General features: G+C 28.0%; 12 protein-coding genes. 6 read left to right on the top strand and 6 right to left on the bottom strand.

The window, feature by feature from the left end; genetic code table 4:
• Positions 1-29: 29 nt before the first annotated feature.
• Positions 30-2,357: an HsdM family class I SAM-dependent methyltransferase gene (locus tag ACXYRP_RS00935; RefSeq protein ID WP_458615027.1), complete on the bottom strand. Its 2,328-nt coding sequence runs from the start codon at positions 2,355-2,357 to the stop codon at positions 30-32.
• Between the two features lie 266 nt (positions 2,358-2,623).
• On the opposite strand from ACXYRP_RS00935, the gene ACXYRP_RS00930 reads away from it, so the two are divergent.
• The 3 genes from ACXYRP_RS00930 to rlmD all read left to right on the top strand — a co-directional run bounded on the left by ACXYRP_RS00930 (position 2,624) and on the right by rlmD (position 7,287).
• Complete coding sequence (locus ACXYRP_RS00930; RefSeq protein WP_458597430.1) at positions 2,624-5,395, top strand: exonuclease/endonuclease/phosphatase family protein; 2,772 nt, start codon at positions 2,624-2,626, stop codon at positions 5,393-5,395.
• 67 nt (positions 5,396-5,462) lie between these two features.
• A complete protein-coding gene (rsmD, locus tag ACXYRP_RS00925; RefSeq protein ID WP_458597428.1) occupies positions 5,463-6,008 on the top strand; it encodes a 16S rRNA (guanine(966)-N(2))-methyltransferase RsmD in 546 nt (181 codons plus the stop codon).
• Positions 5,998-7,287: a 23S rRNA (uracil(1939)-C(5))-methyltransferase RlmD gene (gene rlmD / locus ACXYRP_RS00920; RefSeq protein WP_458597426.1), complete on the top strand. Its 1,290-nt coding sequence runs from the start codon at positions 5,998-6,000 to the stop codon at positions 7,285-7,287. The genes rsmD and rlmD overlap by 11 nt, the downstream gene beginning before the upstream one ends.
• 38 nt (positions 7,288-7,325) lie before the next feature.
• Here rlmD and ACXYRP_RS00915 read toward each other — a convergent pair whose 3' ends face one another.
• Entirely contained in the window at positions 7,326-9,656 is a 2,331-nt protein-coding gene (locus tag ACXYRP_RS00915; RefSeq protein ID WP_458615026.1) for an HsdM family class I SAM-dependent methyltransferase, read from the bottom strand.
• Positions 9,657-9,855: 199 nt separating this feature from the next.
• On the opposite strand from ACXYRP_RS00915, the gene rpmG reads away from it, so the two are divergent.
• Genes rpmG through ACXYRP_RS00900 form a run of 3 tightly spaced genes read left to right on the top strand, consistent with a single transcriptional unit; the run spans position 9,856 to position 12,101 of the window.
• Positions 9,856-10,008 carry a 50S ribosomal protein L33 gene (gene rpmG / locus ACXYRP_RS00910; RefSeq protein WP_458607229.1) on the top strand — a complete coding sequence of 51 codons (153 nt, stop codon included), beginning with the start codon at positions 9,856-9,858 and terminating at the stop codon, positions 10,006-10,008.
• Positions 10,009-10,044: 36 nt separating this feature from the next.
• On the top strand, positions 10,045-11,091 hold the full coding sequence (locus ACXYRP_RS00905; RefSeq protein ID WP_458615025.1) for a M24 family metallopeptidase: 1,047 nt from the start codon (positions 10,045-10,047) through the stop codon (positions 11,089-11,091).
• Entirely contained in the window at positions 11,091-12,101 is a 1,011-nt protein-coding gene (locus tag ACXYRP_RS00900; protein WP_458615024.1) for an alpha/beta fold hydrolase, read from the top strand. The genes ACXYRP_RS00905 and ACXYRP_RS00900 overlap by 1 nt, the downstream gene beginning before the upstream one ends.
• 8 nt (positions 12,102-12,109) lie before the next feature.
• On the opposite strand, the gene glyA is transcribed toward ACXYRP_RS00900, so the two are convergent.
• From glyA to pheS, 4 genes are read right to left on the bottom strand one after another with little or no spacing between them, the layout of a single operon-like run.
• Entirely contained in the window at positions 12,110-13,378 is a 1,269-nt protein-coding gene (gene glyA / locus ACXYRP_RS00895; RefSeq protein ID WP_458597419.1) for a serine hydroxymethyltransferase, read from the bottom strand.
• Between the two features lie 7 nt (positions 13,379-13,385).
• Positions 13,386-15,539 carry a phenylalanine--tRNA ligase subunit beta gene (locus ACXYRP_RS00890; RefSeq protein ID WP_458615023.1) on the bottom strand — a complete coding sequence of 718 codons (2,154 nt, stop codon included), beginning with the start codon at positions 15,537-15,539 and terminating at the stop codon, positions 13,386-13,388.
• A complete protein-coding gene (locus ACXYRP_RS00885; RefSeq protein ID WP_458615022.1) occupies positions 15,511-16,224 on the bottom strand; it encodes a uracil-DNA glycosylase in 714 nt (237 codons plus the stop codon). The genes ACXYRP_RS00890 and ACXYRP_RS00885 overlap by 29 nt, the downstream gene beginning before the upstream one ends.
• On the bottom strand, positions 16,214-17,164 hold the full coding sequence (gene pheS / locus ACXYRP_RS00880) for a phenylalanine--tRNA ligase subunit alpha (RefSeq protein ID WP_458615021.1): 951 nt from the start codon (positions 17,162-17,164) through the stop codon (positions 16,214-16,216). Before pheS ends, ACXYRP_RS00885 begins: the two co-directional genes overlap by 11 nt.
• Position 17,165 lies beyond the last annotated feature (1 nt).

Genomic DNA, 17,165 nt, shown 5'->3' with positions numbered 1-17,165 from the left:
TAGTTTATTTTTATTCCTATGATGCAGTGTTATCCACGTACTTTAATGCATTCATCGAATACTTTTATCATTTGTTTTACTTGGTTGATTTCTTCTTTATCAAGTAATTTAAAACGAAAGTCTAATATCCGTTCTTCGATAATATTGGTTTGAATGTGACCAGTAGCAAAAGCTTGAAATTGGATTTGATAACTTTGATCAAATAAAAATTTAAAAAATGAATACCTTACCTTTTCGTCATTGATATAAATTCGATAAAAACCATTTGAGATAATGACATCTGAATTATCCAAATTAAAATAAAAGAATTTATCATATGAACCATATAAATAAGGTAAATAAATGCTGTCTTTGTGACCTATTTGCTTCGCTCTTGAAATATTTTGAATTTGTCATCCACGTAGCTTGTTTGAAAGTGTATATAAACCTTTGCTATGTGTTTGAGCAATCGGGATGTATGAATAAATTTTGCTTTTTATAATTGATTTTTCAAAGTTTTTTGTCTTTTTTTCAATAATTAATCCGTTTTGATTATTTTGTTTATATTCTCGCAGAGAATATAAACTTTTATCATTTAAAATTAAAGAAATTTTTGTGTTTGATAATTCTGGTTTTAACTTTAATGAACTGTCTAAGTCTTGCATATAGGTATATCCGTAATTTATCGAGTGATTAACCTGTGACAATCCAATGATTTTTTCATCATAAGCAAACTGCTGCATTCTTTTTAGAATTTCAGGTAAATCAGTGTTTAAAATTGCTTCATTATTCGCATCTTTTAGAATTTCACCATTTTCTTCATTTATTTTATAAATAGGAGGTAAATTTTTTGTATTAAAGTCAAAACCGATGTTTTTGACTACATCTGTAAAAATTTTATAATTGTGTATTCGTTTAGTTTTCTTTACAAATAATACATCAGTTTTTACTCCTGTTTCAGCACCCTTAAATACCCCTTCTGGAAAAGAGATATCTGCTAAGATATGAAAATTATCAATTAAGTATTTTCTGATATAACTTTGTTGTTGATTATTTAAATAACCACTAGGCAGCACAATTGCTAAAATTCCATTCTCCTTAAGCAGATTCATTGCTCTTTCGATAAATAAAACCCCTAATTGTCCGTTACAATGTTCATTAAGTTTGTAATGTTTTAGAATACTTTGATTCCCCATAAATTTAACTTTGCTACCAAAAGGTGGATTTGTAATGACAAAATCAAAAAAGCTGTTATTTTTATTTCAATTTGCAATGCTATCGATTTGATGAATTTTAGTTCTACCATCACCGTTTAATACCATATTAAAGAATGCAACAGAACAAGCGCCTTTTGAAATATCTCAATAATATAAATTGTCTTTCATATCTTTATAATCTGGATTATTTTTGTATTTTTGGATAACCCCAGTTAAAAAATCTGCACTACCACCAGCTGGATCAATGACAGCTTGATAGGGTTTAATATCTAAAATATTAACTATAAAATCAATTATAGCAACAGGTGTATAATATTGTGCCATATTAATTTTATCTAAAATTTTTGAACTAAACTTCATAAAGAAATCTTGTGGTACGCTGGATTTACTTTTAATAAATGAATATGGTTGTAAAAGTTTTATTACTTTTTGCAAGTCATCATATTTAAAAATAAGTTCTTTTTGTACTTGCTGTCCTTGCACAAAATTTCTTTGATAATAATCATATGCATCTGCTCATAATTTTTCAAATACTGCAATATTTGTAGTTAATGCAGTAAATTTTAAATCATGTTTATGAAATTGTTCATCATAATATTTCGCTAATATCACCTGAAAAAGACCTTTATATCGTTCATTTTTTCCATAACCAAGTGAATGAATAATCAAATCTAACTTATCAAATAACACTTTTGCATTTTGTATTGGGACTAATTCATCAAATTTAAATAAAGCAGTTTTAAACTCTTCGCCATAATTAGGTAGCATTGATAAATTGTATTCATTGCCTTTATAAAAAAGTTTTTGATGACTACCATTATAAAAAATACCGTATTTGGCTTTCTTTAGATCTATTGCAGTTTGCAACTGATATAAGATTGCTTCTTTTATTTCTTTTTCACTGATATCATCTCTTTTAACTTCTGCTACTAATAAATATGAATCACCATCCTTAATCGCTAAATCAATTAGTTTTGGATGTGAACCTTTGCTACCTACTTGCATTTTTTCTTCTAAGTATATAGCATCTTTGTTATAATTTTTTGAAAGCAATATGTTTATTAAATCAATTCTTAATTTTTCTTCAGTTGATGTTTTACCATCTTTTGCTTTTTCATTGATATTTAATTGACCTCGGATTGGACATATTAATTTAGACATTTTTCTCCTATATTTAAATATTACTATAATAAATTGTATTTATAAATTTATTAGTTACTTTATTGAAATTTTTGCAATTTTTGTTTTATAAATGTAATAGATAAAACAAAAAAGCAGTGATTTGTCATTAAAAATCTTATAAATGGGAATTTTATTCCATATAAATGAAAACTATGTTATCAAAAATACAATTTTTGCAAAAAGTGATGTGATTTGTTAAAGTTTTAGTTATAAAAATTTATAATTATTATGATAAAGGAGTTGTAATGTCAAAGTATAAAAAATGATGATTTTCTGCTGTTATTTTAGCTTCTACATCGGTTGTAGTTGCTGTCGCTTGCAATGGTGAAAATAGCACTCAAAAAAGTGATGGATTTGATAAATCCACACCTAATAAAGATAAAAATCCTAATAAAGGTAGTACATCACCTGTTATAAATCCAAAAGAGCAATCAAAACCCCCTACTTCAACAAATCCAAGTGAAACTAATCCGATTAAAAATACACCACAGCAATCTAATCCAACTAAACCTACTAACAATCCAGAAGATGGTAAACTATCAGAAGATAAAAAAAAGGAGAAGTCACCTGAAAAAACAGATCAATTTGGAGAGAATAATAATCAACAAAAACAAGAAGATACAAAACCTATTGATAAATGGGCAAAAGATAATGCAAACAATCTTTTTAAACTCGTCTCAGTTGATAATCTTAAAGAATTAATTTCAAAGAATGAAAAACTTTTTTATAACTACGAAACAAGAAAATTAGTTAAACAACCAGTTGAAACAAAATATTTGAAAGTGAAAGAACTAGGCAGTGATTCAATTTTTGATGTTTTTAGTTTAAAAACCGATTCAGAATATCAGCCTGCAAATGCAAATGAACCAACAACAAATAATGGAACTAAAACATTTATCAATGGACAAATATATTATGTGATAAAAGGTAATGTTATTGCATTTTCTTATAAAATTGCACAATATATACCTAAACAAGAACCAATTATTTCAAATGATATTTATTGATCAAGTTTTAATATTGAAAATGGTCAACAAGTTGATACACCTGATTCGTTGAAACAAGAGCAAATTAATAAATCAGAGCAATTACAAACTATCAGCGAGCCTTTTAAAGTTTATTCTGATAATGCTGATGAATTTATGAATATGTTAGATGATTTAACTTCTGATAATAAACAACTTCCGGATTTAGTATATTCAGATGGTAGTTTTAGCTTTGATAAGCACAACGAAGACTTAGGAGATTATATTACTTTTAATAAAGATGATTATGCTAAATATATAATTGGTTCAGATGCATCAAAACCAACTCATTTTAAGATGAATTGAGATACAGATACCGAAAAAATTACCATAACATATAAAAATAAAAATAATCCAGATAAAATAGAGACTCAAGTTATTAACCTTGATAGTGATGATGAAAATAATCCAGTCGATAATTCAAAACAACAAACTCCTAATAAGCAAAAAGATAATAAGAATCCAGAACAAACAAGTGGAGTGTTTGTTTTAAATGTCAAAGAATTTAACAAAATAGCAGAAAAATATGATAAATCACAAGGTTCAAAATATAAACATAAACTTTATTTGTATAAAGGTAATTTCTTAGGTTTTTTTGGACAATCAAACGAATCAAGCAACCAAATATTGAATTTTAATAAAGGTTTTGATCAAACAAACATTGCTGGTGATCAAAATGATTCAAAATATTTTGCAACATCATTAGATAAAGATAAAAAAACCTTTACAGTAACTTACTTTAACAAAAGAACAAATCAAGAAGAAAGTCAAACATTTACATTAACAACAGATTCAAAAGATGATTATTCTGATAACTCACAAAGAAACTTAAATACTAGTAGCACTAAATTAGATAAAAATCAAACTGTTTTTGTAAGACCACCGTTTGGAGTAAAGTTTGAAATAAAAAATAACACCCAAATGCCACCGATAATAACTGTTTTTGATCACCTTGATTCACCTGGAGCGAAACTTAAAAACTCTAGCAAATATAGCGAATCGTTTGTTAAAACAACATCAGAATTATATAAAAGTCGTTTTAACAATTTGGTAGTTAAAAAGAACGGAGCTCAAGAATTTTCTGAATTTGTTGCTATCCCGCAGTTATTGAATTATTATAAAAACTTAGATAGCAACAATGAATCACTTGTAATTTTTGGAGGAGATACAAATATTGATTCATCCAACTTTAAAGTAGATAAATATTTCTCATCTGATGTTCATCGAGTACTTGTTTCAGATTCACCAAAAAACCCGGATTGATACACATCTTTAAACACAAAAAGTGGTTATGCAAATCCGTATGATAAAATGTATTATTTAAACGGCGAAGATTCATATTATGATACTATTACAACATCTGATGATGCTAATTTAAAATTTAAAGTTGACACTTATAAAGCATTTAAAGAATATATAAAAAATACTAATCAATACGCAGGTTATGATAAAGACAAAAATTTTAATTGAAATATAAGATATAGAATTTCTGATCATGCACCTGTTTTTACAGATGTAAAAGTAAAAAATATTACAGTAAATACAGCAAAATCAACTGATTCAAATTATCCAAAACCAGCAAATACTATAAGAATAGCACACTGAAATATCGAAAATTATGGTAAAAAAACTACTGATTACAAAAGTACTGCTGACTTTAAAATAGATGCTATTGCCACCTTGATTAAAAAAGTTGGTTTTGATGTTATAGGTTTAACTGAAATAAACGATAAACAAGGAAATTCGGTTAACTACATCTTAGATGAGTTAAATAAAAATGGAGGTAATTATAAATTAATTTTACAACCCCGTGAACAAACATTGTGACAGGACACAAAATATGCTTTTTTTCAAGGTGGAGCAACTGAGCAAATTGCTATTATATATAATGCGAATGTATTACAGCCAACAAATTTTACTAAAACAAATCAAAATAGTGCTTCATTTCGTGAAAGCATAAATTTATACGGAGAAGTGATACCTAAAAATTAATATTCAACATTTTTCAAGTTTTAAATTATGATAAAATAACTATAATGTAGTTATTTTTGGAGGGGTAATGTTACGGATAATAAGTGGTTTATATCGTAGTAGAAAGATTAGTCAGCCTGATTTAAAAGATACAAGGCCTACAACAGATAAAGTTCGTGAGGCCGTTTTTGCTTCATTGCAGTTTAAAATAGAAAATAAAAGTTTTTTAGATCTTTTTTCTGGTTCGGGTGCGATTGCGATAGAAGCATTAAGTAGGGGTGCTTTGAAAGTATATGCAGTGGAAAAAAATATAAAGGTCTTTAGAGTGCTACAAGAAAATTTGCAGAGTCTAAAAATAGATACAATTAATGCTGTAGCATCGGATGCTTTGAATTTTTTGCAAGGTAATACAATGAAATTTGACTTCATCTATCTTGATGCTCCATATTTAGATTACAAATTACTTAATGATACTTTGCAATTAATTTCACAAGCAAAAACATTAAATATTGATGGAGAAATAATTATTGAAACAAATAAAGTTTCTGAAGTAGTTATTCCAGATGACTTTATAGTTTATAAAAGCAAAAGATATGGAAAGGTAGATATTTTATATCTTGCTTATGCTCAATAAAATCATCACAGTTACTTGTACAGAGTTAAGTTATCAAGGATTAGGTGTATGTCGCGAGCATGCTAAACCTATTTTTGTGCATGATCTTTTTGTCGGTGAAAAGGCGAAAGTTCAAATTTATAAAGAAACTACTAAATTTGCTTTTGCAAAAGTGGTTGAATTAATCACTAAATCTGAACATCGTGATAAATCATATTCTTGCATCAACAGTGCTCCTCTGATTAATTTAGCATATAACCAACAAGTTGCTTTTAAAGAGAATTATCTTAAATCACATCTGATTCGTAATTTAAATATTAACGAATCAGTAATTGATACATTTGAACCAGCAATCCAACAAACTCATTACCGTAACAAAATTAAGGTTCCGTTAAAGTTGATTGATAATATTTTGTATTATGGAGAATATGACAGTAATTCGAATAATATTATAGTAACTAATGATATAAAAATCCAAAATAATGTTTCTTTAAATGAAACATTAGATAAAATAATTAATGCATTAAATCAATATTCACAAAAAAGTCGTCGTTATAAAGTTTTAGAAGCATTTCGAGAAATAACTTTAAGAATAAATCATATAAACGAAGCGCAAGTGTTATTCAATCTTTCTAATGAACAAAATGTTTATAGTGAAATAATCAATACTTTAAAATCTATTGAAAATATTATTCAATTGTATTTTTATCAAAATCAAAAATTAAAATTAATTTTTGAGAAAAAACCTTTTTCAATTTTGATAAATAAAAAATCCTTTGATGTGCATATAAATTCGTTTTTTCAAATAAATATTGAGATGGCTACCAAAATTTTTAATGATATGCATAAAAAAGTATCAGAAAACTTTAAACGAAATTTCATCGATTTATATTGTGGTGTTGGAATTATCTCACAATTAGTTGCTTATAAAAGACATAAAATCTTAGGTGTAGATATTTCAAGAGAAGCAATTGCTGCAGCAAAAGATAATGCATATGTAAATGGATTTAGATCGGCTAAATATATAAATGGCGATGTTTATCAAGTTATAGATTTGTATAATTTAGATATTAATGATACTATTGTCGTTTTAGACCCACCCAGAGCTGGTTTAGATGCAAAATTGACCAAATGATTGAATAATATAAATTCATTTATTTATATGTCATGTGAACCAAGAAGTTTTATACGTGATTTACAAAACTTACAACAACAAGGTTTTAAAATTAATTACATCAAAGGTTATGATATGTTTCCAAACACCCCACATTTTGAAATAGTCGCTTATCTTAGTAAGTAAACAAAGCAAGTAGGCGGAAGCACTACTACTTGCTTTTTTTACTTAAAGATTTTTAAAGATGAAATGTAATCATTCATATAATCGATATCCAATTGATTATAAGAATTAACGGGTAGTTTAATTTCTACATTCGGAATTTCACTTCGTAAGGTTCGACCATGGCCGATTGATTTAAAGAGTCTTTCACTGATAACGGTAGCAAGGTAAAACTTAGCTAATGGTTTATTATCAAATTCAGATTTGTATTTAGGAACAATATCACAAATATTCACAAAAGAAGTGGCACCAAATTCGAAATCACAATAATAGGTTTTCCCACCACCACCATCTCCTCCGTTAATGATGCAAATTTTATCACTGAATGTCTGAGATACTTTTTCTTTTATAAGTAAACCACCAATACCGTTATTGTCTTTTTTTGCTACTATTATTGGGATTCCGTTCTCATATTTATTTTCTAATTTACGATCAATTGATTTCTTTTGCATTCCTTTTGAAATAAATTCAATTACATCAGATATTTTAAAATATTTAAATTTAATATTTTGATATTTTTGCATATCTACAGGTGAGAAAATTAATTTATTACTGATGCCGCATAAAATTTTGGCAGATAAATTTTCTCTTATATATTTTATAAAAGTGTTTTTATTTACTTCAAAAGGGCGATTTGTTGTAAATTTTTCAAATGCAAGTTCTTCATCATATTTTAAATTTTGCATTACAGCTTGAAATTCTGTGTATTTACCCTTAAGAACTTCTTTAAGTCTTGCTACTTTTTCTTCATATAATTTAGTTTTCAATCGTTTTTCATTAGTATAGATAAATCCATCATTAGTAAAATCTACTAACAAAATATCTTGATTATGTCAGTGTGCTAATAATGCATCTGCATTTTGTCTTAGTGCATCTATTTTCTTGAGTGTTCGTGAATCATATTTTTTTAAAACTATCACTGATGTATTGACACCTGCATTAGGTTGAAATAAATCCCTAGGAAGTGAAATAATTTGTGTAATTTTAGACATTTCAAATATTTTTTTGAGATATGCAACATTTTTTGCATCTCTACCGTTTAGGTTTGTTTTAGGTATAATACATGCAATTAACCCATCTGGTTTTAAATATTTTAAAGTTGTATATAAAAACTTTAATTCATTATCACTTTGACTAAAGGGTGGATTCATTAAAACCTTAGAATACTCATATTTTAATCTTTCAAGTCTTTTAAAGCAGTCATCTTGATAAATTCGCGAACTTCCATCACCGTGTAATAGCATATTAATTCCTGCTAATGTCGAATTAAATTCGTCATATTCGATTCCAATGATTCTTTTTTCCTTTACTTCGATGCAAGCTTTATCAATTTGATATTCTTTTTCTTTTGCATTTATATTTGTTTGCTTTAAATAAAAATCATTTATGCTAGAAAACATATTAAACATTGCATTTACTAAAAAGGTACCACTCCCACATGTTGGGTCCATTATAACATCGTTAAATGGATCAACATCAATTAATTCGTACATTATTTGAGCGATGTGATCGGGTGTAAAAACTTCTCCTTTTTCATTTGAATTAGCTGAATTTCATTTACGAAAAACTTTTAAAAAAGCATTCATTATATCGTGGCCTTTATAGTCTTTGTGACTGATATTAATAAGGTTATAAATATTACGAATCGAATCAACTATTTCAATTAAGTCAGAAATTTTAGCCATTTTCAATGTCTTATCATCAAGGTATTTATAGATATTATTTTTCTTTTCTTGTTTTGATATATCTTCAGTAAGTGGAGTATCTTTTAGAGCATCCAAAATACTAGAAAGCAGCAAGCTTGTTGATTCACGATTTAACTTATCATCTCCTTGAAATTTATAACAAAGCATCACAGCACCAATAAATGGAACAGTCATTTGCTTGTTTATTTTAGCATTACGAAAAGAATTTGCAAGCTGCATTGCATAATTACTGATTAAAACTTCATTATTTTCTTTGATATCTTTAAAGTAGGTGTCTTTGTAGTATTTATGGTTTTTTACTTCAGATTCATTATCTAATAATTTTATTTCACCTTTATCATTCTTAATAAAAACATTTAAGTTTATACCGTTATATTGAAAACCGATGGTATTCTTATGTTTTTCAAACTTCATATAGTCATAAATTTGCTTTTCAAATTTTACCCCTTCTGCTTTAGCATCTAAGATAAAAATTACACCATCATAGAAATAATACCCATCTGGTTTTGTTGCTTCATATTTAGTATCAGATGTTTTTTTATAAAGAGGAATGGTACCATAAGTATTATTTTTTAGTCCTAATATATTAGTAAATGATTCTACAATTTTAAACTCACTGCGCGTCATAAAACCTCTAAAATATTTTGTATTTTAATTCTACCATTTTTTTCTTATTGATTTTTAAAACATCTCATAATTTCAAATTATTAACAAATTTATTCACAAATTATGTTTGAAATAGATATTTAGTAAAATATTTGTAAATTTAAGTAAGCAAAAAAAATATTTTGGTAAAATTGTAATACTAAATAAATAAAGGAGTTATATGCCAAGAGAAGGTTATACATTAGCATGTACAAAGTGCAAAATGGAAAATTATATTTCAAAGAAAAATAAAAAAACTCATCCTGAAAAAGTAGAGTTAGCAAAACACTGTCATAAATGTAATGCGCATACAGCACATAAAGAAAAGAAATAATGCAGCAATAACTGCGTTTTTTAATTTAGGAGTTTTATGAATCGTAAAAAATTAGATGAAATGTTCGCTAAAACTGGTGTAGAAGTTTTAATTTCTGAAGCACCACAAACAAGACTTTGATATGCCGGAGTTCAAACAACTGATGGATTCATCGCTATTGAAAAAGATAAAGCAACCTTATTTGTTGATGGAAGATATATTGAGTATGCACAAAAAAATGCAAAGAATGTAGAAATTGTTTTAATTAAAGGCGATGCAGTTAAAAATTGATTTGCAGCAAAGAACTTTAAGAAAATAGCACTTGAAAAAGAATATTTAGTAAAACAAGTTCAAGATCAAATTTTATCTTGAGTAAATCCGGATCATATTGAGTGAGTTTCAGCGCAACATCTTAGAATATTAAAAGATGATGGAGAAATTGAGTTAATACAAAAAGCTGTAGATATTTCTATGCAGGCACTCAATGAACTTAAAGAGTGAATCAAACCTGGTATGAGTGAAAAAGAAGTTGCTTTTAAACTGAATTATTTATTAAAGTTAAAAGGTGCAGAAAAAGAAGGATTTGAGGAAATTGTCGCAACTGCTGAAGCTTCTGCGGAACCTCATCATCATCCAACTGATAAAAAACTTGTTTATAACAATTTACTAAAAATAGATTTTGGAGCTCAATACAAAGGATATACAGCAGATATTACACGTACCTTTATTTTAGGTGATGAAAAACTAGCAAATCCAAAGCAACTTGAAATCTTAGAAATCGTTAAAGAAGCAGCAGCAGCAGGGAGAAAAGCGGTTCGTCCTGGTATCAAAGCATCACAAATTGATAAAGTATGCCGTGATTATATTGAAGCAAAAGGTTATGGACAATACTTTGTGCATTCTACTGGACATGGGTTAGGTATTGATGTTCATGAGTTTCCTAACGTTTCAAAATTTTCTAATTATGTTTTAGAACCTGGTATGATAATAACAGTTGAACCCGGAATATATATCGAAGGTTTAGGTGGTGCTAGAATCGAGGATGATGTTCTAGTTACAGAAAATGGTTATTATGTCTTTTCTAGACCTAATGAAAACAAATAATGAATCAATGAAATGATAAAAATATCTTAACTTTGAGTGATTATCTTGATGTTGGAGATGGATATAAATTGTATTATCGTGTTAGTGGAAACCGCTTTAGTGGATATCCTGTAATTATTTTACATGGAGGACCAGGTGCTTTTAATCCAAATCCATATTTAAAAATTTTTGATAAAAGTAAGTTTTATTTAATTTCTTTTGATCAAAGGGGATGTGGTTCTAGCAAACCAAAATGAATTCCTGATTCAAACACGATAGATGATCAAATTGAAGATATTGAGCGAATTAGAAAACATTTTAAGTTAAATAAAGTAACCTTATTTGCAGGAAGTTGGGGGACTACATTAGCATTACTTTATGCTATTAGATACCCAGAAAATGTTGCTTCTATGTTGCTGCGTGGAATTTTCTTAGCACGTCAAGAGGACATTGATTTTCTATATGAACCTAATGGAGCGGCAACCTTTTATCCAGAAGCATATAAGAAATTTTATAATGCAGTTGCTAAATATGATGGTGCAAAAGTTTTGGAAAAATACTATAATGCTTGAACTAAAATCTTAAAATCTAAGAACGCAAAAGAAAAAGAGATTAAATTGATTCAAAACTTTTGCGAGTGAGAAGAATCAATTGTTACAATTGAACCACAAGAAAGGTATTTAAGCCGAAAACAAATTCGCCAAGTACCTGTTCTTCAAGAAGAACACAAAGATTTATTTTACAATCAATTACATTTCTTTTTAAATAAATCACTTTTACCTTCGGATAATTATATTCTTGAAAATGCACATAAAATAAAAGATATTAGAACATATATTGTGCATGGTCGTCAAGATGTAGATACCAGACCAATAGGTGCATATTTATTAGCTAAAGAACTAAATAATGTTAAATTAACTTTTATTAATGGTGCGGCACATTCAATCAATGAACCTGGTATCAATCATAAGTTAAAAGTATTTGCTGATAATATATATGATTATCTTACAGAAAATCACATCCAAAAATAGATGTGATTTTATAAATACGATTTTTTAATCGGATGCTCACTAGTAATTTTGACAACCTTGTTTTTTAATGAACTAAGTAGTCTTTGTCCTGCTTTGGTATCTGAATTAATAAGGTGTATATTTTTTAAAGCTGTATCAATAATGTCTGCTAATAATGCTCATTGTTTAAAACCACGACTAGTCATAGCAGCAGTACCAAGGCGGATTCCACTTGCTAAAAAAGGTGATAGAGTATCAAATGGAATAGTATTCTTATTTGCTGTAATATTAATTTTATGTAATACTTTTTCGGCTTCTAAACCGTTTATTTGATAGGTTTTTAATACATTAATCATAAATAAATGATTATCAGTTCCTCCACTAATAATTACTGCTCCACGACGCTTGAATGCATCGCAAAAACGCTTCGAGTTATTAATGATATCTTTAGCATATTGCTTAAATTGTGGTTGTAATGCTTCGTAGAAAGCAACTGCTTTACCAGCAATAGCATGAAACAATGGACCACCTTGATAACCAGGAAACACTCAACGATCAATTTTTTTAGCCAATTCAGCATCATTAGTCATAATTATTCCCCCACGACCACCTCGTAAAGTTTTATGAGTTGTAGATGTAATAATATGTGCATAATTAACCGGAGATGGAAATACTCCACCAGCTATCAATCCTGCTAAATGCGCAATATCTGCAAGCAACTTGGCACCGACTTTATCAGCAATTTGCCGAAAACGTTTAAAGTCTATTAATCTTGAATATGATGAATATCCACAAATAATCAAATCCGGTTTTTCTTTAATAGCTAATTCTTCGATTGCATCATAATCTAATAATTCATCTTTGGATAAATCATATGAAACTGATTGATAAAAAATCCCACTAAAAGAAATTTTATATCCGTGAGTTAAGTGCCCACCGCTATTTAAGGATAATCCCATAATTTTCCCACCTGAAGGTACACATGCAGCAATAGCAGCAGCATTAGCAACTGAACCAGAATATGGTTGCACATTTGCATATTTAACACCATATAATAGTTTTAAACGATCAATAGCAGCTTGTTCGATCACATCTACATTTTCACATCCACCATAATAGCGTTTGTTAGGATATCCTTCTCCGTATTTGTTTGTTAACACACTTCCTTGTGCCTTTAAGACATCTTCAGAAACATAGTTTTCGCTTGCAATTAATTCGATGTGGTCCTCTTGTCTTTGTAGTTCGTTATTGATCGCATCGGAAACAACTTTATCATGTAGTTTAATTTTTGAATACATTTTTTACCTACTTATTAAATTTTTCATTTAATCTTTGTATAACTTCATCATTTGCACTAATTCTTAATGTAACATTGCGAGTATTTGTTTGTTGATAATTATCAATTTGTTGGATGTCATAAATTTGACCAAGACATCTTAAATTTGAAACAATATTACCTATATAATCGGTATTTTTAAGTGTAAAAGTTAAATCAAGAGTTTTTAATGGGCTTAAATCTACTGGGATATATTTAATCTTATTATTTGCTTTTATATCCATAAATTCTGCATAAAAAGCATTTGTTTGATCATATTTGGGATGGATTTTTCCAATTCATCCGATAATCGTATTATTGTATTTTATATAAGCAGAAACATTTGGATGAATATAATCATTATCCTTTAGTGCAGTAAATTTAACATCAAAACCTAAGAAATTAATAACATCTTGTTTTAGTTGTTCAAAAGTCTTTGTTGTGCTCGCAAGTCCTCAAACCATTATATTTTCTGAAATCATTCCATATTCAAAAATGTTAATATTGCTCATTTTACGCTTTTGATTGTATGCTACAACTTCTGAAAGTGATGTAATAATCGAATTACGAATACATTCGCGTTCTTTTGAAACAAAAGTCATTAAATTGATTTGTTTTTCAAATGAAAAAGGATTTAATTTATTTTTTTCTTTTGAAACAAGAGTAAAGGTTCGTACTTCATTATATCCTTGGTGCTGAAAATATGATTTAGAATTATTAATTTTTTGTATATGAGCAGGAACAGTTTTAATTGGTTGTGGTTTGAATTTTGCATATGAATAAAATCTAAAAATTTCTTCGATTATATCTTCAAAAACTTCTATATCATAACGATATTCAGGGGGAGTTATTTTATTATTTTCAAATCTAAATCCAAGCAAAGTTAGTTTTTTTAAAGCATTATCAAAAACATTTATTTCATTTATACCTGCATATTTCTTTAAAAGTTCTGCATTATATATAATGCTTGGTTGCTTATGATAAATAATAGGGTTAATTATTTGTGAAATCTGTAAATTTTTGCAATAAAAACGAATAAATTCCATCGCAACTGAAGCAAGATAAGCAGTTATAACCCTTGAACCTTGACTTGATGCAGTTGTGCTTATCCTTATTTCTTTTGTGCTGTGACGAATGTATTTAGGATCAAAAACACCTACTTCAAATAAATAGTTTTCTGTATCTAAATCAGTTTTTGTGGTTTCTAGACCGATAACAGAAGCAAGTGAAATAATATTGCTGTCATCTGAAATAGCTAAAACATTATCAACAGCAACTTTTTTACCACCTAATATCTCAATCTCACCAGAATACAATTTTGCAGTAATATTTTTTTGTAGTTTTGCAGCATTATAAACGTGTACTGGAACACCGATATTTATTAATGTTAAATTTGTCAGGTTAACACTTCAATCAAATAAAGAAGAAATATCGTGTTTTGCTAATAAAGTTTTTTCGTAAATACTTGTTTTTAATTTTCCTTTTATTTCAGTAAAACTAAGATTTTTTGCTATTCCATTGGCTGCTTTAAAATCACTTATAAAATTTGGTTCTTGTTCTTTTGATTCAAAAACAAATTTAGTGTTAAAATATGCAGCAAGTTCTTTAGCAAGAATAAAATATGAATTTGCATCATTGCGGTTTGCATTGATTGCTATTTCGATTAGATAATCATCGATACTTAAAAGTTGCATTGGATCATCGTTTATGCTTGCAAAATCATTTGGTAAGACTAACAACTCATCTTTTTTTGACAGTAAGTCTCATTTATAACCTAATTCTGATCAAGATGCTAACATCCCTTGTGATGGATAACCTTTAAGTGTTTTTTCACCAAAGATAATTTCACCTCTTTTTGCACCAACAGGAAAACAAACAACTAAATCACCTACCTTTAAGATTCGATTAGTTGTTTGGATTGTAATTTGTCCTTTTTTAGTTTTTAATTCAACAACATCTAAACGATCAGAATTTGGATTTTTGAAGACATTAATAACTTTTGCAAATAAAATACCTTCTATATTAGCAAATTTTCTCACATCCTCAACTTCAAAACCTATTTCATTTAATGCATTTGTAGTTTCTTCTGCAGTAAGTTTGATATCTGGTAAATAACTATTTAGATGTTTTAGTGAAACGAGCATTAAAAACCTCCTCATGTGGTAAATTTCAATCAATTTCTGTTTTATTTTGTGTTTTTAAAAGATGATTAATTTTTATAAATATTTGTGAATTATTAAATCCTTTATTAAATGACAACGGTGAAGGATGTGAGGATTTGATGATATTTTGTTGTTTAATTTTATCGAAGTTAGATAAATTATATACAGTTTCTTTTGCTTGTTTGCCTAGTATAACAAAAATTATATCACTATTTGCCTCGATGATTTTATCTAGGATTACTGATGTAAATTTTTGTCATCCGATATATTTATGTGAATTAGGTTTACCTTTTATAACTGTTAAAACTGTATTCATCAATAATACACCTTGCTTAGCTCAATTAACTAGTGAATTAGTTTTTATGACAATATCTGGATAATCTTGTTTAAGGACTTTAAAAATGTTTGCTAAACTCTTTGGTGTTTCGTCTTTTCAACTAGAAAAAGCCAATCCGTCTGCGCTATCATCATTATAATAAGGATCTTGACCTAGAATAACAACTTTAGTTTCATTAACTTGAAAAAATTCAAAAGGCTTAAATATGTCGATTTGGTGTGGGTATATGGTTTGGTTATTTAATTCTGCTTCTTTTAAAGAATGAAAAATATTATCAAAATAACTTTCTTTACCTTCTTTTTGTAAGATTTGTAAAAAACTATCTTTCATTGCTAAATTGCTCCAAAATTCTTAAATCATTACGATATAAATCCCTAATATCATTAAATCCATATTTAATCATCGCAAGTCTTTCGATTCCTACACCAGCAGCAAAAGCATTAAATTTAGCATCAAATCCTGCCATTTGTAGCACTTTCGGATGCAGCATTCCAGCACCTAAAACTTCTATTCAATGATTTTTATAAAACATATCTACCTCCACACTAGGCTCGGTAAATGGAAAATAACTAGGACGCAACCTTATATCAATTTCTTCTTCCAAAACATAGGATAGAAAGGATTTTAAAGTTCATATGAGATTTGGAAAACTAACGTTACCAACACAAACAAAGTCGAGTTGAGTAAACTGATGTGAATGAGTAGCATCATCTTCATCATTTCGATACACCTTACCTAATGCAAATGTTGAAATTTCGATATTTTTATTTTCGTGTAGAACTTTTGCAGTAATTCCAGTATTATGAGTTCTTAATAATGTTGTAGCATTTAAATAAAGTGAATCATGCATTGCTCGAGCCGGATGATCGATGGGGATATTAAGTTTCTCAAAATTATATAAATCAGAAACTATTTCACCACTTTCTTGCTGATAATAACCATGCTGAATAAACCAAGTCTTAATGCGTTCTTCGATTAATGTTATCGGATGCAAACTACCAGGTTTGTATACAGGTTTGCTAATATCAATAAATTCTGAGTTTATTTTACGATCTATTTCTATTTTTTCCAATCTTTCTTCAGCATTTTTAAAAAACTCTTCATATGTTTTCTTTAATTCATTAATTTGTTTACCGATTTGTTTTTTTTGTTCAACTGGTGCAGTTTTTAGACTTTGTTGTAGTTGATATATTTGTCCATCTGATGAATAAATTTTAGCTTTTGCTTGTTTAAGATCTTCGAGTGTATTTATATCTTCAAGTTTTAACATT

This window comes from Mycoplasma sp. 5912, assembly GCF_054353835.1.
Note: the sequence above shows the minus strand (reverse complement) of the source record. Positions and strands in the feature narration are given on the sequence as shown.